Consider the following 20,941-nt stretch of genomic DNA (forward strand, 5'->3'; position numbering starts at 1 on the left):
CGGCGTGCGCCACGCCGGGGACCGGGCTTATCTGGAAGCCGTGACCGGTGTCGTCCGGACGCGGTCCGCCGCGCAGGAGGCGCCCCCGAGCGAGGAGCTTCCTTTTGGCACGCAGGATTCCGCCGACCACCGCGGTCGCCGTGGTGTTCGTCGCCGCGCTGTTCATGGCGATCATGGACACCACCATCGTCAACGTCGCCGTACCGGCCATCGGCGAGGACTTCGGCGTGCCGGCCTCCGGGCTGGGCGGCGTCAACATCGGTTACCTCGTCAGCCTGGCGGTCTTCATCCCCGTCGCCGGCTGGCTGTCCGACCGGTACGGCACCCGCAGGGTGTTCCTCGCCGCGCTGGTCGCCTTCACCGCGGCGTCGGCGCTGTGCGCGATGTCGACCAGCCTCGAACAGCTCACCCTGTACCGGATCCTGCAGGGCGCCGGCGGCGGTCTGCTGGTCCCGGTCGGCCAGACCATGCTGTTCCGGGCGTACCCGCCGGCGGAACGGATCAAGGCGCAGCGCGCGCTGATGGTGCCGACCGCGATCGCCCCGGCCGTCGGCCCGGTGCTGGGCGGCTGGCTGTGCGACGCCGTGTCCTGGCACTGGGTCTTCCTGGTCAACCTGCCGGTCGGCGCCGCGGCCGTGGTCTTCGGGCTGCTCTTCCTGCCGGACTACCGGCTGGAGCGCCCCGGGCGCTTCGACCTCGTCGGCTTCCTCCTGGCCGGCGGCGGGCTGTCGCTGACGCTGTACGCGCTGACCAACGGCGCCAAGGACGGCTGGGGCACCGCGGGCATCCTCGTGCCGCTGTTCGTGGGGCTCGCGGCGCTCGGCGCGATGGTGCTGGTGGAACGGCGGATCACGATGCCGATGCTGGACCTGGAGCTCTTCCGGGACCGGCTGTTCCGCGCGAACACCGTCGTGATGTTCCCGCTCAGCGCGGTCTTCCTCGGCACGGTGTGGCTCTACCCGATGTTCCTGCAGGAGGCGCTGGGCTTCAACGCCTTCGAGAGCGGCCTGGCCACCTGGCCGGAGGCCGTGGGCGTGATGGCCGCCGCGCAGATCGCCCCGCGGCTGTACCGGCGGATCGGGCCGCGGTGGCTCATGGTGGGCGGTTCGGCCGGCATGGGCGTGTGCGTGGCGGTGATGACCGGGTTCACGACGGCCACCTCGCCGTGGGTGCTGCGCGGGGTGCTGTTCGTCCTGGGGTACTGCATCGGGCACGTGATGATGTCGGCGCAGAACGCCGCCTTCGCCACGATCCCCCCTCCCTCGACGGGGCGGGCGGCGACCGTGTTCAACATGCAGCGGCAGCTGGGCGGTGCCTTCGGGACCGCGCTCATCGCCACGCTCCTCACCGCGGTCGGGACCACCACCGTGACCGCGGGCGGCACCACGACGGCCAACCTGGGCGCGTACCACGCCGGCTTCGTGCTCTGCACGGGCCTGGCCCTGATCTCGGCGGTCGCGGCGCTCTTCGTCTCCGACAAGGACGCCCTGCGCGTCGAGAGCCCCCGTCCGGGCCGCCACGCCCGCCCCGACGCCGCCGCCTCGCCGGCCACCTGACCGCGTGCCGCGGGTGCCCCGAGGGCTGCCGCCGTGTCGTCGCGGTACGGGACCCTCGCGCGGCGCACCGGCGGCGGCGCCTGACCGCCGGTCAGGCCCGGGGCACCGGTCGGGAAGACGTCCGGGCGCCGCCTCCCGCGCCCGCCCCTGCGGGCCGCCGCCGGGTGCGGGCCCGTCGCAGCTCGCGCCGGGCGTGCGGGCGGGCCGAGGCGGCGACGGAACGGTCCCGTGGAACCGAGGGAACCGTGCCACGATCCCCGGGACCGAAGCCCCGGCCCTGCGGCCCCGGGGCACGGCCCTCCTCGACGGGCACGTGCGCTGTCCGGGCAGCGAGGAGCCCGGACCGAGCCGCGGACGAACACCAGCCCGCATGCGGGCCCAGCCCGTGCCGCTCCGGCCGCCGCAGCGGCCGGGCCCGGGGCCGCCTGCAGCCATCCGGGGTGCGCGAGCGCGGCAACCAGCAGCCGACGCAGCACCTCCGTCGAAAGCCGGGGGGTGACGGAGGCCGTCGGGCACCGGTCCTGGGCCCTGTCGTCAAAGGAGCCCCCCTTCTCCGCTGGGAGGTGCCTGGAGGCACCCCCGGCCGAAGGTGGGGGGCTGTGCGACAGGGCTTGGCGGCACCGGCAGAGCGGCGGCCGACGCCGGGTGCTCTCACATGCCGCCGCCGCGTCAGGCCCTAGCATCGACCCATGCCTCGCCTGGAACGTCTCCGTGCCGACCACGCCACCGCGCTCCTGGAGTTCGAGCGGGCGAACCGCGCGTACTTCGCCGCGTCGATACCGGACCGGGGCGACGACTACTTCGCGTACTTCGACGCGCGGCACCAGGCGCTGCTCGCCGAGCAGGACGCCGGGGTCTGCCACTTCCACGTACTGGTCGGCGCGGACGACGAGGTGCTGGGCCGGGTCAACGTGGTGGACGTGACGGACGGGTCGGCGGAGCTGGGGTACCGGATCGCCGAGAGCGCGGCCGGGCGGGGGCTCGCCACGGCCGCGGTTCACGAAGTGTGCGCCCTGGCGGCCGGGGAGTACGGGCTGACGACACTGTGGGCGGTCACCACGCTGGACAACGCGGGCTCCCGCACGGTGCTGACCCGTACGGGGTTCGTGTCGGCCGGTACGGTCGAGCTGGAAGGCCGCCCCGGGCTCCGGTTCGTCCGCGCCCTGACGGACGGCACGGCGCCGTCCTCCGCACGCTGAACGCGGGCGGCGAGCGCGCGCACGCCGGGGAGGGCGAGCACGGCGATCCCGGGGAGGCTGGAGACGAGGGTGAGCACCCCGTACACGACGGCGGTCGCGAGGCCCTGCGTGGCGCCCAGCCCGGCCGCGCCGAAGGCGAGCGTCGCGGCGGCCTCACGCGGGCCCCAGCCGCCGATGTTGACGGGCAGTCCCATCACGAGCAGGGCCAGGATGAGCGGCGGCACGAGCGTGGTGACCGGTGCCGACGAGCCCGCGACGCGGGCCGCGACCACGAACAGGGCGATGTGACCGGCGAGTCCTGCCGCGGACAGCGCGACCACGCCCGGCCAGGTGCCACGGGCGAGCAGTCCGCTGCGGACGTCGGCCAGCCCGGTGGCCAAGGCCTGCCGGCCCTTGGCGCCGCGCCGCCACAGCAGCCATCCGCCGAGCACCACGACGGCCAGGAGCACCCCGGCCGTGACCTCCGCGGCGGCCCGGCCCGGCACGAGGTCCCCGGCGATGGCCGTGACCAGGGCGGGTCGGGTGAGCAGGACGGCCCCGCCGAGCGCGAGGACGACGACCTGCCCGCCGACCCGTTCGAGGACGACGGCGCGCACGCCGCGGCCGACGTCGCCGGAGTGCTTGCCGTGGCGGACCGCCCGGTCGACGTCGCCGAGGACGCCGGCCGGGAGCACCGCGTTGAGCAGCAGCGCCCGGTAGTAGTCGGACACGGCCCGGGCCATCGGGAGCCGCAGGCCGAGCCGGCGGGCGACCAGGCACCAGCGCCAGGCGCTCGTCACGGTGGTGAACAGGCCGATCGCGAGGGCGGCGAGGACGGCGGGGCCGTCGACGACCCGCAGGCCGTCGACGAACGCGCCGGTGCCGAGCCGCCACACGAGGGCGGCGAGGATGCCCGCGCCGATCAGCAGCCGCAGCCAGGCCCACAGTCGTTGCCTCACCGGGCGTCACCTCCGGGCAGGGCGAGCAGGTCGCCGTGGCCGACGACGGCGGTCAGCCGCCCGGCCGCGCAGTCTTCGAGCCGTCGGCGCAGATAGGGCTCCGCAAGGGCGGCCAGGCCGGGTTCCTGCTCGACGGCGGCGCCCACCCAGCCGCGCAGCCACTCGGCGGTGAGCGCGGACCGGTCCGCGCCGAGCCGCCAGGGGCTGGGGCGGGTCGTGACGGTGGCACCGTACCGGGTGAACGCCCTGCCGGCGGCATCGAGGGCGTCGGGGCCCAGTAGTGCGCGGCCGCCGGCCGTGCGCCGCTGGTGCGCGTTGAAGGCGGCGGTGATCTCCGCGTCGAGCGGGTCGGCGGGCCCGAGTTCGACCTCGCCGACCACCGAGAGACCGAAGAGCACGGGCACTGCGGCGGCGTTGCAGGTGGCGGCGAGGGCGTCGATCTCGTCGGCGGTGAGCAGGTCCAACAGCGCAGAGGCGGTGACGAGCGAGGTCCCGGCGAGGTCGGCGGCGGTGAGCCGGGTGAGGTCGCCCTCGCGGGTCTCGGCGGTGACGGGGCCGCCGCCCGCGGTGAGGCCGGTCAGGCTCGCCGCGGCCAGGTCGAGCAAGGAGGGGTCGTGGTCGTGGAGGATCCAGTGCTGCGGTCCGGGCAGTCGTCCGCTGAGCCAGCGGCCCATCGAGCCGGTGCCGCAGCCGAGGTCGCGGACGACGAGCGGGCCGGTGCCGCGGGCCGCTCCCGCGAGGTGCTCGCGGAGTGGGTCGAGCAGGTCCGCGGCGCGGGCCGCGGCGTCGGCGTCCTCGCGCAGCGCGAGCCAGTGCGGTGTGAAGGGGGCGGTGTCGGACGTGGTCATCGGGTTCCCTCCCGCAGCAGTTCCAGTACCGCGTCCATGTGCCGCGCGGCGTGCTCCCAGCCGTGCAGCGTCTCGCGCCGCCGGCGGGCCGCCGTGCGCAGCCGGCCGCGCAGGTCGGCGTCGTCGAGCCAGCGGCGGAGCGCCGCGGCGAGTTCGGTGGTGTCGTCCGGGGGGACGAGGAGGCCGGGCGGTGTGCCGTCCGGTGCCAGGCCGAGGGCGTCGGGCACTCCCCCGGCGGCGGTGGCCAGCACGGGGGTGCCGCGCATCAGGGCCTCGGTGACGACCATGCCGAAGGTCTCGGCGCGGGACGGCAGGACGAGCAGGTCGGCGGCGGCGTACTCGGCCGCGAGGGGTTCGCCGGTGAGCGGGCCGGTGAGGTGCACGCGGTCGTCGAGGCCGTGCCGGCCGATCAGCGCGCGTACGCGTGCGAGGTGTTCGGGGTCGCGGCCGAGCGGCCCCACGCAGCGGCAGGTCCAGGTCAGGTCGGCGACGGCGGCGAGCGCACCGGCGAGCAGGTCGTGGCCCTTGCGCGGGGTCAGCGAGGCGACGCACAGCAGCCGGGTGCCGGCTTGCGTGCCGGGTGCGAGCGGCGCGGGATCGGTGCCGGGGGTGACGACGTGGACCCGGCCGGCGGGCAGCGCGTGCCGCTCGGCGATGCGCCGGGCGGCCCAGGGGCTGGTGGCGACGACCGCGGCGGCGGCCCGCAGGGTCTCGCGCTCCAGGGCGTCGAGTTCGCGGGCCGCGGCGGGGTCGAGGCCGGTCTCGTCGGCCAGGGGCAGGTGCACCAGGACGGCGGTGCGCAGCCGGCGCGTCTGCGGGACGACGATCTCGGGGACGCCGCAGGCCACGAGTCCGTCGAGCAGGACGACGGCGCCGTCCGGCACCGATGCGAGCACCTTGGCCAGGGCCTGGCGGGCGGCGGTGTCCGGACGGGGCCACGTGCCCCGCACGGGGAGTTCCCGCAGCGGACGGCCCGCCGCCGCGAGCGTCTGGCTCAGACGGCGGTCGTAGACGTTGCCGCCGCTGGGCGCGGTGGCGTCGTCGACGTCGCCCGGGAGGACGACGTACGCGGGGCCCGCCCCCGCCGGAGCGGGGGCGGCCGTGCGGGCGGGCGTGCTCACAGAGGACGCTCGTAGCTCGCCCAGGCGACGTGCGACTCGTGCAGTGTGACGGAGATGCCGGTCAGGCCGTGGGCGCCCTCGCCGAGCTTGCCCGCGGCCACGCGGTCGGCGAGCCGGTCGGCGATGACCTTCGCCAGGAACTCGGTCGAGGTGTTGGTCCCGGCGAACTCCGGCTCGTCGTCGAGGTTGCGGTAGTTGAGCGCGGCGAGCACCGCGCCGAGTTCCTGGGTCGCCAGGCCGATGTCGACGACGATGTTGTCGGCGTCGAGTTCCTGGCGGCGGAACGTCGCATCCACCAGGAACGTGGCGCCGTGCAACCGCTGCGCGGGTCCGAAGACCTCGCCGCGGAAGCTGTGGGCGACCATGACGTGGTCGCGGACGGTGATACTGAACACGCGAGGACAACCTTCCCCAAAGGCCTAACCGGGACGGTAGGCAATACGGTGACAGAGCACGGAACGTTCACCGCCTGCGATCTCCTTCATCAGCAGGGGCAGCTCCTCGAAGTCGCTCTCGCCGGTGACGAGGGCGTCGTAGACCGGGTCGGCGAGCAGGCGCAGGGCCAGTGCCATCCGGTCCGCGTAGGTGCGCCGGGTGCGGCGCGAGGGTGAGACGGTGCCGACCTGGCTGCTGCGCACGACCAGGCGGCGGGAGTGGAAGGCCTCGCCCAGCGGCAGGCTGACCCGCCGGTCGCCGTACCAGCTCAGCTCGACGACGGTGCCCTCCGGCTCCAGCAGTTCCAGGGCGCGGCCGAGCCCCGCCTCGGTGGCGCTGGCGTGGACGACCAGGTCGCAGCCGCCCTCCGCCGCGTCGGGGTGGGCGAAGCCGACGCCGAGCGCCTCGGCGACGGCGGCGCGGGAGGGGTCGACGTCGACCAGCTGCACCCGCGCGCCCGGGACGCCGGCGAGGACGGCGGCGACGCTGGAGCCGACCATGCCGGCGCCGACCACGGCGATCCGGTCCCCGATCTGCGGGCCCGCGTCCCAGACCGCGTTGACCGCGGTCTCGACGGTGCCCGCCAGCACCGCGCGTCCCGCGGGGACGTCGTCGGGCACGGGCGTCACGGCGGTGGCCGGGACGACGTACCGGGTCTGGTGCGGGTAGAGGCAGAAGACGGTGCGGCCGAGCAGCTCGGGCGGCCCCTGTTCGACCACGCCCACGTTGAGGTAGCCGTACTTCACCGGCCCCGGGAACTCGCCGTCCTGGAACGGCGCCCGCATCGCCTGGTGCTGGCTCACGGGCACCCCGCCCCGGAAGACCAGGGTCTCGGTACCGCGGCTCACGCCGGAGTACAGGGAGCGCACCAGCACCTCCCCCGGACCGGGTTCCGCCAGGGGGACCTCCCTGACCTCGCCCTCGCCGGGTTCTCGAAGCCAGAACGCACGCGCCGAACGCTCCACCGATTTCCTCCGTACTCCATGGCGGGCAACAGGCACCCGCCATCCGGGTGGTGCCGGGCCCGTACCGTACGCGGCTGTGCCGCACAGGCGACAAGCGGGGACGTCTCATGACCGTGATGACCGTTGGATCCGAGTTCCGTGGGGGCACCGCGGGGCGCGAGCAGGCCGGGGCGGCAGCAGCCCAGCTGGCGCTGCTCGCCGCGCTGTGGGCCACCGTGGGCCTGGACACCGTGGGCTGGCTGACCGGGACCGTCTACGCGGCGGGCACCTGGGCGCTGCTCGCCGCGGGCCTGCGGCGGGCGGGACGCCGCTCACTGGGCCCGGCCGACCACGTGACCCTGGCCCGGGCGGTGCTCGTCGGCGGCGTGACGGCGATGGTGGCGGGCGGCGTCGCGCACGGCGCGCCGCTGCTGACCGGGCTGACCGCGGTGGCGCTGGCGCTCGACGCGGTGGACGGGAAGGTCGCGCGGCGCACGGGCACGGCGTCCGCCCTGGGCGCGCGCTTCGACATGGAGGTCGACGCCTTCCTGATCCTGGTGCTGAGCACGCGGCTCGCCCTGACGCTGGGCCCGTGGGTGCTGGTGATCGGCGCCATGCGCTACGCCTTCGTGGCGGCGGCGTGGGTGCTGCCGTGGCTCAACGCCCCGCTCCCGCCGAGCTTCGCGCGCAAGACGGTGGCGGCACTGCAGGGCGTCGTCCTGCTCCTGGCCTGTTCGGGGCTGGTCCCGCTGGAGGTCTCCGCGGCCCTGACCTTGCTCGCGCTGGGCTCGCTGGTCTGGTCGTTCGGCCGTGACGTGCTGTGGCTGTGGCGGCACCGGCCGGCACCGCGGTCCGCCGCGGGCTTCACGGGGGCCGAGGGGATGGTGGCGGAGACCCGCACGCTGGTGTCCGCGTCCGCGGGCGGCCGGGCCTCCTGACCCGGCCCGTTCGAGGCCCCGGCGGCGTCTTCCGCTGCCGGGGCCTGTGCTTGTCGCACGGCGCCCCTGACGCCGGGCCCGCGAGTGCTTCCGTCACGCGGCGCGGGGTCGCGGGGCGTCACCCAGGCGTCGCAGGTTCGCGGGTTGCTCGCCCTGGGCTCGCCGCTGTGGCCGTTCGGCCGGGACGTGCTGTGGCCGGGGCGCGCCGGCGCAGCAGGGCACGGCCCCGCTGGTGGCTTGGTCAGGCGTCCTGACGCGGCAGGTAGCGCAGCAGCACCACGTCGCCGATCTGCCGGGTCTCCGCGAGCGTCATCCGGTGCTGGGGGCCCTGCGGGAAGACCGCGGGGTGCACCATGCGCGGGGCGTCGGCCTGGCCGACGAAGAACGGCGCGTACACGAGGTGGAGTTCGTCGACGAGCCCGGCGCTGAGGAACATGGTGTGGACGACTCCCCCGCCCTCCACCATGAGCCGTTCGACGCCGCGCCCGGCGAGGTCGGCGAGCAGGAGCCGGACGTCGAGCGGGTCGCCGGCGTCGACGACGGAGCAGACGTCACCCAGGCGTTCGCGGAGGCAGTCGCTCGCGCAGGACGTCGTGTAGACGACCTTCTCGCACTCCCCGGTGGTGAAGAACCGGGCGCCGGCGTCCAGTTTCCCGCTCTCCGTGACGGTGACCTTCAGCGGGGTCGGCGGGAGCCCGGCGCGGACGCGCCGTTCGCGGCGTTCGGCGGAGCACACCAGCAGCCGCGGGTCGTCGGACCGTATGGTGTTGGCCCCGACGAGGATGGCGTCCACCCCGGAGCGGACCTCGTCGATCCGGTCGAAGTCCTCCTCGTTGGAGAGCAGCAGCCGGGTCGTGCTCGTGTCGTCCAGGCATCCGTCCAGCGAGGAGGCCACGGACATCAGTACGTACGGGCGCGATCTCATGAGGACACATTGCCGCACGGCGGCGTTCGCGGATGTGAAGCTTCCGTAAGTTAGGTGCCGAGGGCCGGATGGATGTAGGGTCCGCCGATCATCGTGCGGGCCTGGTCAGGGCCCGGTGGCCCGTCAGTCCCGCACCCCGGCCAGCACGTCGAGGGCGAGGGTGTCGTCGGTGTCGTGGGAGAGGGAGACGGTGACGCGTGTACACAGGCCCGCGAAGCGGTCGCGCACGGCCCGGCCGACCTCCCGCGGTTCACCGTGGAGGGCGAAGGCGTCCAGGACCTCGTCGTCGACCAGCCGGCCCATCTCGGCCCAGCGGCCGCGCACGGACAGCCGGTGCAGCTCGTCGTGGAGTTCGCCCCAGCCGTGGAGGTCGAGCACGGCGCGGTAGGCGGGCGTCGAGGCGTAGAACGCGATCCTCTCGCGGGTGGCGGTGAGGGCCGCCGTGTACTCCTCCTGCGTACGGCCGGTCGCGACCAGGGCGTTGCCCACCACGTCGAAGGGCTGCCCCGCGTGCTCGGAGGACTCCCTGGCCTTGTGCACGGCGGGGAGGGTCACCTGCCGCAGGTAGTCCGCGGAGGTGAGGGCGTGGCAGATCAGCCCGTCGGCGACCTCGCCCGCGACGGCGGTCATCAGGGGGCCGACGCCGGCGAGCCAGATGCGGGGCGGCCCGGACGGCAGGGGGCCCGGGTCGAACATCGGCGTCATCAGCGTGTGGGTGTAGAACTCGCCGCGGAAGCGGAGCCGTTCGCCGGTCTGCCAGCTGTGCCAGATGGCGCGCAGCGCGCCCGCGAACTCCTTCATGCGGGCGGCGGGCCGCGACCAGGGCATGCCGTAGCGGTGCGTGATGTGCGGCTTGACCTGAGAGCCGAGGCCGACGGTCATCCGCCCGCCGGAGAGCCGCTGGACGTCGTACGCGGCCGTGGCCACCGTCATCGGGTTGCGGGCGAAGGCGATCGCCACGCCGCTGACCAGGTCGGCCCGCCGGGTGGCGCCCGCGGCGAGGGCCAGCTGGAGGAAGGCGTCGTGCCGCATCTCGTTGACCAGCACGCCGTCCGCGCCGTGCGCCTCGGCGCGGGCGGCCTCGGTGGCGGTCCGCTCGATCCGGCCGGTGAAGGTGAAGTCGGCCTTGAGCGGCGGGGGCGGGGGCGGGGTCGTCGGGGACGTCACGCGCCGGCTCCCGCGGGCGGGCCCGCCGTCTCGGTGAGCCGCGGCGGCGCGGCCTGCCGCCAGGAGTCGGCGACGATGTCCCGGAGCTCGTCCACGTCGTCCAGGGCGGCGAGCCGTACCCGAACCCAGTTCGATCCGGCCTCGTGCGGCGGCACCCAGAACTTCCCCGGCTCGGCCGCGATCAGCTCGCCCCGCTCGTGCATGGGGCAGCGCACGGCGAAGGACGTCTCGTCGTCGGGCAGCGTCAGGTACATCTTCCCGGCGACCCGGAACGTGGGCATGCTCCAGGCCTCCTTCTCCACCGTCTCGGGGAGCGAGAGGGCGATGCGGCGGACGTCTTCGGAATCGGGCATGCGACCACCGTAGCCATCGCCTCCGACAACGGCCGTGACGCGTCCCCCGGCCGCTCCGGGCCCCTCCCGCCCGGGGCTGAGTAGCAGGAGGAAACCTAGGTGTACACTGTCCTTCCGCCGCATCGGGTAGGAGGTGAGCCGCGGTGACGACCGGACGGCACGTGTCGGGCCCCCAGGAGGACCAGCCGGCCTGCTCCATCGAGCGGAGCCTGCAGATCCTCGGTGAGCGCTGGTCCCTGCTGGTGCTGCGCGAGGTCTTCGCCGGGCGGCACCGCTTCGCCGAGATCCAGACGTCGCTCGGGATCGCGCCCAACCTCCTCAGCGCCCGCCTCAAGCTGCTCGTCGAGGCCGGGGTGCTGTGCACCCGCACGTACCAGGAGCCGGGCAGCAGGCAGCGGCAGAGCTACCACCTGACCGAGGCCGGGCGGGAGCTCGACCTCGTCATGGCCTCGCTGCAGCAGTGGGGCGACCGCCACCGGCCGCGCCCGTCCGGCCCCTCCGCGCGCCGGCGGACGCGCTCGACCGGCCATGCCGTCCACGTGGGCTTCCTCACCGACGACGGCCGTGAGGTGCCCGGCACCGATGTGTCGATCGCGGTGACGCAGCCCACCGGGACGGCCTGACCGACCGGGCGACCGGGCGACCGGGTTCAGTGCAGGTCGGCCCGCTCGGCGGTGTCGTCCAGGAAGCCTCCGGACTGGTGCTGCCACAGCTTGGCGTAGGCGCCCTCCTCCGTGAGCAGTTCCTGGTGGGTGCCCTGCTCGATGATGCGCCCGCGGTCCAGGACGACCAGCCGGTCCATGCCGGCGACCGTGCTCAGCCGGTGCGCCACCACCAGCGCCGTCCGCCCGTCCATCAGCCGCCACAGCGCCTCCTGGACGAGGACCTCGCTCTCCGAGTCCAGGGCGCTGGTCGCCTCGTCCAGCAGCAGGATCGGCGCGTCGCGCAGGATCGCCCGGGCGAGCGCGACCCGCTGCCGCTGTCCGCCGGAGAGCTTGATCCCGCGCTCGCCGACCATGGTGTCGAAGCCGCCGGGCAGCGCGTCGGCGAACTCCGTGACGTGGGCCGCCATGGCCGCGCGGCGGATCTCGCCCTCGGTGGCGTCCGGCCGGGCGAAGGCGATGTTGTCCCGCAGCGACCGGTGGAACATCGCCGGGTCCTGCGGCACGTAGGAGATCAGGCTGCGCAGGTCGGCCTGGCGCAGCCGGCTGATGTCCTGCCCGCCGATGAGGATCCGGCCGCCGTCGATGTCGTTCATCCGCAGCAGCAACCGGGTGAGCGTGGTCTTGCCGCCGCCCGACCGGCCGACGAGCCCGATCCTGGCACCGCTGGGCACGGCCAGGTCGAGCCCCTCAAAGAGCGGCTCCGCGCCCCCGTGGGCGAAGGTCACGTGCTCGAAGCGGACGTCGGCACCCCGGGACCGCAGCGGTTCCGGCGCGGGCGGGTCGAGCACGGTGGGCGGCTTCAGCAGCAGTTCGGTGAACTGCGCCGCCTCCGTCATCGAGCTCTCCAGGCGGCGGTAGATCTGGTTGAACTCGAACATGATCCGCGTCGCGTTGGAGTAGTACGTGAAGGCCACCACGACCGCCTCCACGCCGTGCGTGCCCGCACCCAGCGTGACCGCCAGCAGCAGGCCGAGCGCGTTGGTCAGCACGGACAGCGGTGCGACCAGGGTGTCGATGCGCAGGTTGCCGTAGTCCCACGACTTGAGCGTGAGCCTTCGCGACTCGGCGACACGGGAGCGGTGCTCGGCGGCCTCGCGTTCCTCCGCGGCGAACGCCCGGACCGTGTCCATGTTCATCAGGCTGTCGGCGACGTGCCCGGACACCCGGGCGATCGCCTCCTCGCGCCGGCGGACGAGCGCCTGGCGCCGGCGGATGAGGGGCGCCACGCACAGCGCCGTCACCGCGATCATCGCCAAGAGGCCGACGACCAGCAGCGGTTCGTAGGCCCACAGCACCACCGACCCGAACAGCAGCGGTACGAAGCTGCCCAGGACGCTGAACGTCAGCGTGTCGACGAACTCCTCGAAGCGCGAGGCGAAGCTCAGCACCCGCTTGGTGAGGGACCCCGCGAAGTTGTCGTGGAAGAACGACGCGTCCTTGGCGAACAGCTCGTCCATGCCGACCACGTACAGGTGCTCGATGCCGCGGGCGTCGAGGCGGTTCAGGCAGTGCAGGCCGATGCGCCACAGCGTCTCCGCGAGCAGCAGCACGCCGGCGAAGGCCAGGACGTAGGGCAGGGTCGAGCCGATGCCGGGAGCGGTGCCGTCGACGAAGCCGCCGACGAGCTTCGCGACGATCAGCGGTGCGACGTAGTTGATGCCGATGTTGCCGAGGGCCGGCGACAGCATCGCCGGAAGCGTCAGCCACCGGAACCGGGCCAACTCCCCTCCGTAGTAGCGGAGTGCCAGCAGCACCGGGCCCCTGGCCGGCCGGAACCTGCGTGATTCAGGCGATCCCATCTCCACCCTGTGGTGTCGTGCGGCGTGCTGCCGCGGGTTTCTCCGGGAGGTGCCGCTGCCGCCGTGGCGGTACGGCGGCGCCGAGGTGCGCATGAGTGGGCGGTCCGGAAGTGGCAGTGTCCCGCGGCGGCCCACGTGGAGTCCAAGCGTTTTCCGGCCCGGTGGCACGGCGCACGGCCGCCCCCCCGGCGGAGCCGCGCGGCCCTCGGCGGCCGGGGGCGGCGCGGCTCCGCCAGGGGGCGGCCGGCCGGGGTCGTACCGCTCCGGCCGCGCCTCATGTGCCGCAAACGCAACCAGCGGGTTTGTCATGAATGACAAACCCGCTGGTCGACACCGTCGGGACGACAGGATTTGAACCTGCGACCCCTTGACCCCCAGTCAAGTGCGCTACCAAGCTGCGCCACGTCCCGGTGTCGCTTTCGTCCCGGGCTTCCCGCCCGGCCGACCGCGCACGAGAACAATACCGCACGTCGTCGGGTGCTCGCTCGCACCATTCCCGCAGCACGCCGGGCGCCGCCGCGACGGGGTACCCGGCCCGGGATGAGTAGCCGTACTCATGTGGCGCGGGCCACGACGGCCGATGCTTCAATCATGGCCAATCCGATCCAGCAGCAGACGACCGCGGCCTTCTCGGCCCAGGCCGCGATCTCGTTCGCCGTCGCCCTCGGGGCGATGGTCGTGGGCATCGCCTATCTGCCGGTCGGCCCGTGGGTGCGGGCCTTCCTGGCGGTGGGGCTGCTCTACGTGGTGACCTCGGCGTTCACGCTCGCCAAGGTCGTCCGCGACCGGCAGGAGGCCGGCCAGGTCACGAGCCGGGTGGACCAGGCCCGGCTGGACAAGCTGCTGGCCGAGCACGACCCGTTCAAGGTCGACGGGGTGTAGCCGACTCGTCGCCCAGCAGGTAGCGCGCGCCGGGGCCCTTGGCGGCGGCGGTGTCGTCCGGGTTGTACAGGGCGCACTTGCGCAGGGACAGGCAGCCGCAGCCGATGCAGCCGGTGAGGTTGCCCTTGAGCCGTTCGAGCTCCGCGATCTGCTCGTCGATGCGGCGGGTCCAGGTGCGGGCGACGGTGTTCCATTCGGCTGCGCTGGGGGCGCGGTCCTCGGGGAGCCGGGCGAGGGCCGCGCCGGCCTCCTCCAGCGACAGGCCGACGCGCTGGGCGGCCCGGATGAAGGCGACACGGCGGAGTGTGGCGCGGGCGTAGCGGCGCTGCCCGCCGGCGGTGCGCTCGGAGCGGATGAGGCCGAGCTCCTCGTAGTAGCGCAGGGCCGAGGTGGCCAGGCCGCTGCGGGCGGCGAGCTCACCGATGGCCAGGCGGTCGCGGCGCGGTGCGGGGTCGCTCATGGGCCCGAGGGTAGCGCTTGACCTCAAGCCGACTTGAAGTTGCACCCTCTCCTTATGACTCCGACCAGCACGGACACCGCGTACGGCTACGACGACCTGCGGCGGCTGATGTCGCTCATGACCGGCGACGAGAAGCACGGGCCCGCCGCCACCTCCACCCTCGACGTGTTGTGGGTGCTCTACGACCGCGTGCTGCGGGTGACCCCGGGGACCGCGGAGGACGCCGGCCGGGACCGCTTCCTGCTCTCCAAGGGCCACGGCCCGATGGCGTACTACGCGGTGCTCACCGCCAAGGGCTTCGTCCCGGAGGAGTGGCTGCCGGGCTTCGGCTCCTTCGGCTCGCCGCTCGGTCACCACCCGGACCGCGTGCTCGTGCCGGGCGCCGAGATCGGCTCCGGCTCGCTCGGCCACGGGCTGCCGATCGCCGTGGGCAGCGCCCTGGGGCTGCGGGCGCAGGGCCTGACCGACGCCGCGGTGTGGGTGCTGGTCGGCGACGCCGAACTGGACGAGGGCAGCAACCACGAGGCCGTCGCCTTCGCCGGCGCCGTCGGCCTGGAGGGCCTGCACGTCGTCGCGGTCGACAACACCTCCGCCACCTACCGGCGCCCCGGCGGTCCCGCCTCGCTCTTCGCCGGCGAGGGCTGGTCCGTGGCCACCGTCGACGGCCGTGACCACGAAGCCCTGTACGAGGCGTTCACCATGCCGCACCCCGGACGGCCGCACGCCGTCGTCGCCCGTGTCGAGTCCAAGCGCTGACCGCCGCCCCGAGCCGAGGAGACCTTCCCGTGGACACCATGCGTGAACGCTTCACCACCGTCGCCGGACGCCTGCTGGACGACGACCCCCGGCTGGCCGTCGTGCTGGCGGTCATCTCCGGGGACCGCTTCACCGACGCCGCCCGCGCCCACCCCGACCGGGTGATCGACGTCGGCATCCGCGAGCAGTTGCTGGTCAGCGTCGCGGGCGGGCTGGCGCTGACCGGGCTGCGGCCGGTCGTCCACACCTTCGGCAGCTTCCTGGTGGAACGCCCCTTCGAGCAGGTCAAGCTGGACCTGGGGCATCAGGGCGCGGGCGCGGTGCTGGTCAGCGCGGGCGCCTCGTACGACATCGCCGCGGGCGGCCGCACCCACCAGGCCCCCGGTGACGTCGCCCTGCTGGACACCCTCGACGGCTGGACCGTGCACGTGCCCGGCCACCCCGACGAGGCCGAGGCCCTGGTCCGGCACGCGGCGGCCGACGACGACAACCGGGTCTACGTGCGGCTCAGCGAGCAGTCCAACCGCACCGCGCGGCCGGTCTCGCCGGGCGGGTTCCGGGTGCTGCGCGAGGGCCGGGCGGGCGTGGTCGTCGCCGTGGGCCCGCTCCTGGACGCCACGCTGGCGGCGGTCGCGGACCTGGACGTGACCGTGCTGTACGCCTCCACGGTGCGTCCCTTCGACGCGGCCGGGCTGCGGGCGGCCGTCGCGGGCACGGACGCGGCGGACGTGGTGCTGGTCGAGCCGTACCTGGCGGGCACCTCGGCGTCCTTCGCCGCGGAGGCCCTGCTCGACCTGCCCCACCGCGTCCTGGCGCTGGGCACCGCCCGCGCGGAGTTGCGCCGCTACGGCACCTGGCAGGAACACGTGGCGGCGCACGGCCTGGACGCCGCCGGGCTGCGGGCACGCATCGGGGGCTTCCTGGCGGGCTCCCGCCACCCGGCGGGCCTCGCGGGCTCGGGCGTCCGCTAGCTCCAGGGCAGCTCCGCGCGGTGCCGCCAGTACGCCGGGGCCGGTTCGGCCAGGGCGGCGAGCCGGGCCAGGTGCTCCGCGTCGAGGCCGACGGAGGCGGCCCGGGCGTTGGCGGTGACCTGGCCGGTCGTCGCGGCGCCGGAGAGCACGACACCGGCCCAGGGGCGGCGCAGGACCGCGGCGAGGGTGACGGCGTCGGGCGTGGCACCGGTCCGGGCGGCCACCTCGGCGAGGGGGGAGTCGGGATCGGCCGTGGCCAGGCGGCCGTTGGCCATCGCCTCCTTGACGATCACGGTCAGTCCCGCGTCGTGCGCCTCGGCCAGGGCGGGCCCGGCGGAGGGCTCCAGCAGGTTGTAGGTGGCCTGCACGACGGAGAACAGGCGCCGCCCGTCCACCGTCACCTTCAGCGCCGCGCGGATCGCCTCGGCCTGCAGCGGACCGCTGGTGGACAGGCCGACGGCCACCCCGTCGGCTGCCAGGCGGGCGAGGCGTTCGTGGAGGTCGCGGTCGGCGAGGGCCGGGCTGTCCGGGGTGACGGAGTGGATCTGGTAGAGGTCGAGGCGGTCGCCGAGCAGGGCGCGGGTCTCGGCGATCTGCCGGTCGTAGGTGGCGGTGCCGTGGTCCTTGACCTCGTGCACCTCGGCGTCGGCCCGCCAGCCGGCGGTGTAGGTGTAGCCCCACTTGCTGCCGATCACGACGTCGGTGGCCTCGGGGTGGGCGTCCAGCCAGCCGGCCAGGAACTCCTCCGCCCGGCCGTAGGAGCGGGCGGCGTCGAAGTAGCGGATGCCGAGCGCGTAGGCGGTGTCGAGGACCGCGTGGGCGCGGTCCCGCATCGCCTCGACGGTGCGGTCGGCGGGCAGGTCGGCGGCGCGGCCGAGGTCGATGTAGGCGGGACGGCCGACGGCGGCGAGGCCGAGACCCAGCCGGGGCAGGGGGGCGGTGACGAGTCGTTCGAGGGGCACGGTCGCCACCGTACTCCCGGTGGAGTACGCCGATCCGGTGCCTGAGGCGGACGTCGCGGGTGATCACCGGAATGCATAGTGGGAGCGTCACACTCGTCGTCCCCGTCCGAGGATCACGCATGCGATTCGCCCTGCCCAGGACCTGGCGCACCCGGCGGCGGCTGGCGGCCGGCGCCGCCGCCCTCGCCCTGCTCGCCGGAGGCGGCGCCGTCACCCTCGCGACGGCCGACGCCCCCGCGCCCGTGCGCCGCCAGGACCGGGTCTTCTCGCTGCCCGAAGCCCCGGGCAGCGCCTCGAAGGTGCGGATCGACACCTCCTACTTCACCTCCGGCGGGTCGGCGCAGCGCCCGGCGGTGCTGCTCGCGCACGGTTTCGGCGGCACCAAGGACGACGTGCGGGCCGAAGCCGAGTCCCTCGCCCGCAGCGGCTACGCCGTACTGACCTGGTCCGCGCGGGGATTCGGCGCCTCGGGCGGGCGGATCGGGCTCAACTCCCCCGACGCCGAGGTCGCCGACGTCTCACGGCTCATCGACTGGTTGGGCCGGCGGCCCGAGGTGCTGCGCGACGGCCGTGACGACCCGCGGGTCGGCGTCGCGGGGGCCTCGTACGGCGGAGCCATCTCCCTGCTGGCCGCCGGGTACGACCGGCGGGTGGACGCCATCGCGCCCGCGATCACCTGGTGGGACCTGGGCGAAGCGCTGTTCCCGCAGGGCGTGTTCAAGAAGCTGTGGGCGGGGATCTTCTTCTCCACCGGCTCGCGCGGCGCCGCCTGCGGCTTCACCGCCGAACTGTGCGCGATGTACGACCGGTCGGCCGTCGCCGGACGCCCGGACGCCGCGACGTTGCGGCTGCTGACGCGCTCCAGCCCCTCCTCGGTGGCCGGGCGCATCAAGGTGCCGACCCTGGTGGTGCAGGGCCAGAACGACTCCCTCTTCCCGCTCGACCAGGGCGACGCCATCGCGCGTGCCGTCGCCGCGAACGGCGCGCCCGTGGCCGTCGACTGGTTCTCCGGCGGGCACGACGGGGGCGACCAGGAGACCTCGCGGATCGAGGCGCGCACCACGGCCTGGTTCGACCGCTGGCTGAAGAAGGACGAGGGCACCGACACCGGGCCCGCGTTCCGGGTCACCCGGACCGGCGGCGTCGACACCACCGACGGCAGGGCCGTGCGGCGCGGCGCGGACGCCGACGCGTACCCGGGGCTGGAGGGCACGCGGACCCGGACGGTCCCGCTCGGCGGCCGCGCGCAGACGGTGGCCAACCCCGCCGGCGGCAGCCCGCCCGCGATCTCGGCGGTGCCCGGTGTGGGCGCCCTCTCCCAGCTCTCCGACCTCGGCCAGGGGCTCTCGCTGTCGCTGGACTTCCCCGGTCAGCGCGCCGCGTTCGACTCGGCGCCGCTGACCTCGTCGCTGCGGCTGACGGGCTCGGCGACGACGCGGGTCACCGTCGACACGGACGCGCCCGCCGGTGCGGTGCTCTTCGCGAAGCTGTACGACGTGGGCCCGGGCGGCAACGAGACCCTGCCGCACCAACTGGTCGCGCCGCTGCGGGTCGCCGGCGCGGGCACGGTGCAGGTGCGGCTGCCCGCCGTGGACCACGAGTTCGCCGCAGGACACCGGCTGCGGCTGGTGCTGTCCACCACCGACCTCGGCTACGCCTCCCCCGTCGCGGCCGCCACGTACCGGGTGTCCCTGCCCGGAGGCGCCGCGCTGACGGTGCCCACGGACCCGGAACTGACCACCGCCCAGGGCACGCTGCCCGCCTGGGTGTGGCTGCTGCCGGTCGCCGCGCTCGCGCTGGCGGCGGCGCTGCTGCTGACCGGCCGCCGCCGGGCGGGCGCGGTGCGGCAGGCGCCCGACCCGGCCCTGACGGACGTCCCGCTGGAGATCTCCGGGCTGTCCAAGCGCTACCACGGCGCGGCGGACCGCTACGCCGTGCGGGAGTTGTCCTTCCGGGTGGAGCGCGGCCAGGTGCTGGGGCTGCTCGGCCCCAACGGCGCGGGCAAGACGACGACGATGCGCATGATGATGGGCCTCATCCGGCCCGACGCCGGAACCATCCGCGTGTTCGGCCACGCGATCCGGCCGGGCGCGCCCGTGCTGTCCCGGGTCGGGGCCTTCGTGGAGGGCGCGGGCTTCCTGCCGCACCTGACGGGGCGGGCCAACCTGGAGCTGTACTGGCGGGCCACGGGCCGGCCGGCGGCCGACGCCCACGTCGAGGAGGCCCTGGAGATCGCCGGCCTCGGCGAGGCCCTGGAGCGCGCGGTGCGCACCTACTCGCAGGGCATGCGGCAGCGGCTCGCCATCGCGCAGGCCATGCTGGGCCTGCCCGACCTGCTCATCCTCGACGAGCCGACCAACGGGCTCGACCCGCCGCAGATCCGCGAGATGCGCGACGTGGTGCGGCGCTACGCGGCGGCCGGCCGTACCGTCCTCGTCTCCAGCCACCTGCTGTCGGAGGTCGAGCAGAGCTGCACGCACCTGGTCGTCATGGACAAGGGGCGGCTCGTCGCGGCCGGTCCGGTCGGCGAGATCGCCGGGAGCGGGCAGACGCTCTTCGTCGGCGCGCCGGGCATGGGCGACGAGGAGCGCGAGGCGGTCGCCGCGAAGCTGTCGGCGCTGCCCGGTGTCGAGACGGCCGAGTCCGCGGACGACGGGCTGCTGGTCCGGCCGGGCACCATGACCGTGCCGGAGCTGCTGTCCGAACTCCTGCGGCTCGACGTCCCGGTGGAGCGCGTCGGCCCGCACCGCCGCCTGGAGGACGCGTTCCTGACCCTGATCGGAGGTCCCGCGTGACCGAGACCCTGGAACTGGCCGCGGGGTACCGTCCGGGCCGCACCCTCCCGCTGCGGGTGGAGGCGGTGCGGCAGCTGCTGCGGCGCCGCACGCTCGTCGCGTTCGCCGTCGTCCTCGGGCTGCCCGTGATCGTGTGGGCGGCCTTCGCGATCGGCGGCACCCCGCGGGGGCGGGACTCCGGCCCGACGATGATGGACGTGGCCACCGCCTCCGGCGTCAACTTCTCGCTGGCGGTCCTCTTCGTCTCCTCCGGCTTCCTGCTGACGATCCCGGTCGCCCTCTTCTTCGGCGACACGATCGCCTCGGAGGCCAACTGGTCCTCCCTGCGCTACCTGCTGGCTGCCCCGGTGCCCCGGGCCCGGCTGCTCGGCTCCAAGGCGCTGGTGTCCCTGGTCTTCAGCGCCGCCGCCGTGCTGGCGCTGCCGACGGTGGCGCTCGGCGTCGGCACGCTCGCCTACGGCTGGGGCGACCTGGAGCTCACCACGGCCGGCTCGCTGCCCCCGGGCACCGCCACGGGCCGGCTCGCGATCGCCGCCCTCTACGTCTTCGTCGGCCAACTCGCCGTCGCGGGCTTCGCCTTCTGGCTCTCCACGCTCACCGACGCGCCCCTGGGGGCGGTCGGCGGGGCCGTGGGCGTCGCGATCCTCTCCAACATCCTGGACGCGATCACGGCCCTGGGCTCGCTGCGGGACGTCCTGCCGACGCACTGGCAGTACGCCTGGATCGACGCGCTCCAGCCCCGCCTGGAATGGTCGGGCATGCTCAAGGGCACCTCGGTGTCGCTGTCCTTCGCGGTGGTGTTCTTCGCGCTGGCCTTCCGCGGCTTCCGGGGGAAGGACATCGTGTCCTGAGGGGCGCGGACGCGGAGGCGCGGAGGGGGACCGTGGAGGAGCCGGGGTACAGCGTGCTGCTGACCGGGGCCGGGGACGCGGACCGGAAGCCGGACGTCGTCCGGGCACTCCGGTCCGTGACGGGGCTGAGCGCATGGCGGAGCAGGCAACTGCTGGACACCGTGCCGCTCGTGGTCGTGGAGCAGACCTGGCTGGAGGCGGCCGAGGACGCCGCGCGGCTGCTCGAGGCGGCGGGCGCCGGTGCCCGGGTGCGCTGCACCTGGAGCGGGTGCGTCTTCGGCCCCGGCTCCGGGCCAGGCGACGAGCAGCCGTGCACACCTCCCGCCTGGTCGGCGTCAGGCTGCCCGCCGGCACACCGCTTCCTCCGCGGCTGAAC

At 74.7% G+C, this 20,941-nt stretch carries 20 protein-coding genes, 1 tRNA gene and 1 pseudogene; 10 read left to right on the top strand and 12 right to left on the bottom strand.

From position 1 onward, the window contains the following. Positions 1 to 104: 104 nt before the first annotated feature. Both OG937_08880 and OG937_08885 read left to right on the top strand, forming a co-directional pair. Positions 105 to 1,556, top strand: coding sequence for a multidrug efflux MFS transporter (locus OG937_08880; protein ID WUD71802.1), 1,452 nt, complete (start codon positions 105 to 107; stop codon positions 1,554 to 1,556). A 689-nt stretch (positions 1,557 to 2,245) separates the two neighbouring features. Continuing rightward, a complete protein-coding gene (locus tag OG937_08885) occupies positions 2,246 to 2,755 on the top strand; it encodes a GNAT family N-acetyltransferase (GenBank protein ID WUD71803.1) in 510 nt (169 codons plus the stop codon). Positions 2,756 to 2,790: 35 nt separating this feature from the next. On the opposite strand, the pseudogene OG937_08890 reads toward OG937_08885, so the two are convergent. From OG937_08890 to OG937_08910, 5 genes and pseudogenes are all read right to left on the bottom strand, one after another. Continuing rightward, a pseudogene (locus OG937_08890) lies at positions 2,791 to 3,693 on the bottom strand (flippase-like domain-containing protein). Further along, entirely contained in the window at positions 3,690 to 4,541 is an 852-nt protein-coding gene (locus OG937_08895) for a class I SAM-dependent methyltransferase (GenBank protein WUD71804.1), read from the bottom strand. The pseudogene OG937_08890 and the gene OG937_08895 overlap by 4 nt, the downstream one beginning before the upstream one ends. Next, positions 4,538 to 5,662, bottom strand: coding sequence for a glycosyltransferase family 4 protein (locus OG937_08900; GenBank protein WUD71805.1), 1,125 nt, complete (start codon positions 5,660 to 5,662; stop codon positions 4,538 to 4,540). Before OG937_08900 ends, OG937_08895 begins: the two co-directional genes overlap by 4 nt. Then, the gene (locus OG937_08905) at positions 5,659 to 6,057 is read right to left on the bottom strand and encodes a 6-carboxytetrahydropterin synthase (GenBank protein ID WUD71806.1); all 399 of its coding nucleotides are present in this window, start codon (positions 6,055 to 6,057) and stop codon (positions 5,659 to 5,661) included. Before OG937_08905 ends, OG937_08900 begins: the two co-directional genes overlap by 4 nt. A gap of 24 nt (positions 6,058 to 6,081) precedes the next feature. After that, on the bottom strand, positions 6,082 to 7,062 hold the full coding sequence (locus tag OG937_08910; GenBank protein WUD71807.1) for a zinc-binding alcohol dehydrogenase: 981 nt from the start codon (positions 7,060 to 7,062) through the stop codon (positions 6,082 to 6,084). A gap of 107 nt (positions 7,063 to 7,169) precedes the next feature. Between OG937_08910 and OG937_08915 the strand changes: the two genes are divergently transcribed. Next, a complete protein-coding gene (locus tag OG937_08915) occupies positions 7,170 to 7,979 on the top strand; it encodes a CDP-alcohol phosphatidyltransferase family protein (GenBank protein WUD71808.1) in 810 nt (269 codons plus the stop codon). Between the two features lie 241 nt (positions 7,980 to 8,220). Here the strand turns inward: OG937_08915 and OG937_08920 are convergent, their stop codons facing one another. The 3 genes from OG937_08920 to OG937_08930 all read right to left on the bottom strand — a co-directional run bounded on the left by OG937_08920 (position 8,221) and on the right by OG937_08930 (position 10,424). Further along, positions 8,221 to 8,904 (bottom strand): dihydrofolate reductase family protein, encoded by a 684-nt coding sequence (locus tag OG937_08920; protein ID WUD71809.1) that lies wholly within the window; start codon positions 8,902 to 8,904, stop codon positions 8,221 to 8,223. A gap of 123 nt (positions 8,905 to 9,027) precedes the next feature. Beyond that, positions 9,028 to 10,071: a TIGR03617 family F420-dependent LLM class oxidoreductase gene (locus OG937_08925; GenBank protein WUD71810.1), complete on the bottom strand. Its 1,044-nt coding sequence runs from the start codon at positions 10,069 to 10,071 to the stop codon at positions 9,028 to 9,030. After that, entirely contained in the window at positions 10,068 to 10,424 is a 357-nt protein-coding gene (locus tag OG937_08930) for an MmcQ/YjbR family DNA-binding protein (protein ID WUD71811.1), read from the bottom strand. The genes OG937_08925 and OG937_08930 overlap by 4 nt, the downstream gene beginning before the upstream one ends. A gap of 143 nt (positions 10,425 to 10,567) precedes the next feature. Here OG937_08930 and OG937_08935 point away from each other — a divergent pair, with 143 nt between their 5' ends. After that, positions 10,568 to 11,047 (top strand): helix-turn-helix transcriptional regulator, encoded by a 480-nt coding sequence (locus tag OG937_08935; GenBank protein WUD71812.1) that lies wholly within the window; start codon positions 10,568 to 10,570, stop codon positions 11,045 to 11,047. Between the two features lie 26 nt (positions 11,048 to 11,073). Here the strand turns inward: OG937_08935 and OG937_08940 are convergent, their stop codons facing one another. Continuing rightward, entirely contained in the window at positions 11,074 to 12,888 is a 1,815-nt protein-coding gene (locus OG937_08940; GenBank protein WUD71813.1) for an ABC transporter ATP-binding protein/permease, read from the bottom strand. A 336-nt stretch (positions 12,889 to 13,224) separates the two neighbouring features. Further along, a tRNA-Pro gene (locus tag OG937_08945) sits at positions 13,225 to 13,298 on the bottom strand. Between the two features lie 181 nt (positions 13,299 to 13,479). Here OG937_08945 and OG937_08950 point away from each other — a divergent pair. After that, complete coding sequence (locus tag OG937_08950) at positions 13,480 to 13,770, top strand: YiaA/YiaB family inner membrane protein (GenBank protein ID WUD71814.1); 291 nt, start codon at positions 13,480 to 13,482, stop codon at positions 13,768 to 13,770. On the opposite strand, the gene soxR is transcribed toward OG937_08950, so the two are convergent. After that, complete coding sequence (gene soxR, locus OG937_08955; GenBank protein ID WUD71815.1) at positions 13,751 to 14,230, bottom strand: redox-sensitive transcriptional activator SoxR; 480 nt, start codon at positions 14,228 to 14,230, stop codon at positions 13,751 to 13,753. The two genes, OG937_08950 and soxR, sit on opposite strands and share 20 nt — an antisense overlap. A 54-nt stretch (positions 14,231 to 14,284) precedes the next feature. Between soxR and OG937_08960 the strand changes: the two genes are divergently transcribed. Then, on the top strand, positions 14,285 to 14,986 hold the full coding sequence (locus OG937_08960; GenBank protein ID WUD71816.1) for a transketolase: 702 nt from the start codon (positions 14,285 to 14,287) through the stop codon (positions 14,984 to 14,986). A gap of 29 nt (positions 14,987 to 15,015) precedes the next feature. After that, positions 15,016 to 15,957, top strand: coding sequence for a transketolase (locus OG937_08965; GenBank protein WUD71817.1), 942 nt, complete (start codon positions 15,016 to 15,018; stop codon positions 15,955 to 15,957). Here the strand turns inward: OG937_08965 and OG937_08970 are convergent. Continuing rightward, positions 15,954 to 16,919, bottom strand: coding sequence for an aldo/keto reductase (locus OG937_08970; protein WUD71818.1), 966 nt, complete (start codon positions 16,917 to 16,919; stop codon positions 15,954 to 15,956). The genes OG937_08965 and OG937_08970 overlap by 4 nt on opposite strands. Positions 16,920 to 17,038: 119 nt before the next feature. Here OG937_08970 and OG937_08975 point away from each other — a divergent pair, with 119 nt between their 5' ends. The 3 genes from OG937_08975 to OG937_08985 are packed head-to-tail and all read left to right on the top strand — an operon-like array spanning position 17,039 to position 20,939. Beyond that, positions 17,039 to 19,714, top strand: coding sequence for an alpha/beta fold hydrolase (locus OG937_08975; GenBank protein ID WUD71819.1), 2,676 nt, complete (start codon positions 17,039 to 17,041; stop codon positions 19,712 to 19,714). Next, positions 19,711 to 20,565 (top strand): ABC transporter permease, encoded by an 855-nt coding sequence (locus OG937_08980; protein WUD71820.1) that lies wholly within the window; start codon positions 19,711 to 19,713, stop codon positions 20,563 to 20,565. Before OG937_08975 ends, OG937_08980 begins: the two co-directional genes overlap by 4 nt. Before the next feature lie 32 nt (positions 20,566 to 20,597). After that, positions 20,598 to 20,939, top strand: coding sequence for a ribosomal protein L7/L12 (locus tag OG937_08985; protein ID WUD71821.1), 342 nt, complete (start codon positions 20,598 to 20,600; stop codon positions 20,937 to 20,939). The last annotated feature ends 2 nt before the right edge of the window (positions 20,940 to 20,941 follow it).

The sequence above is a fragment of the Streptomyces sp. NBC_00510 genome, assembly GCA_036013505.1.
Taxonomy (GTDB): domain Bacteria; phylum Actinomycetota; class Actinomycetes; order Streptomycetales; family Streptomycetaceae; genus Actinacidiphila.

Coding starts and splice junctions, on each gene's coding strand:
- OG937_08915 (WUD71808.1), top strand. CDS start 7,170: ATGACCGTGATGACCGTTGGATCCGAGTTCCGTGGGGGCACCGCGGGG.
- OG937_08895 (WUD71804.1), bottom strand. CDS start 4,541: ATGACCACGTCCGACACCGCCCCCTTCACACCGCACTGGCTCGCGCTG.
- OG937_08885 (WUD71803.1), top strand. CDS start 2,246: ATGCCTCGCCTGGAACGTCTCCGTGCCGACCACGCCACCGCGCTCCTG.
- soxR (WUD71815.1), bottom strand. CDS start 14,230: ATGAGCGACCCCGCACCGCGCCGCGACCGCCTGGCCATCGGTGAGCTC.
- OG937_08930 (WUD71811.1), bottom strand. CDS start 10,424: ATGCCCGATTCCGAAGACGTCCGCCGCATCGCCCTCTCGCTCCCCGAG.
- OG937_08975 (WUD71819.1), top strand. CDS start 17,039: ATGCGATTCGCCCTGCCCAGGACCTGGCGCACCCGGCGGCGGCTGGCG.
- OG937_08920 (WUD71809.1), bottom strand. CDS start 8,904: ATGAGATCGCGCCCGTACGTACTGATGTCCGTGGCCTCCTCGCTGGAC.
- OG937_08940 (WUD71813.1), bottom strand. CDS start 12,888: ATGGGATCGCCTGAATCACGCAGGTTCCGGCCGGCCAGGGGCCCGGTG.
- OG937_08960 (WUD71816.1), top strand. CDS start 14,285: ATGACTCCGACCAGCACGGACACCGCGTACGGCTACGACGACCTGCGG.
- OG937_08950 (WUD71814.1), top strand. CDS start 13,480: ATGGCCAATCCGATCCAGCAGCAGACGACCGCGGCCTTCTCGGCCCAG.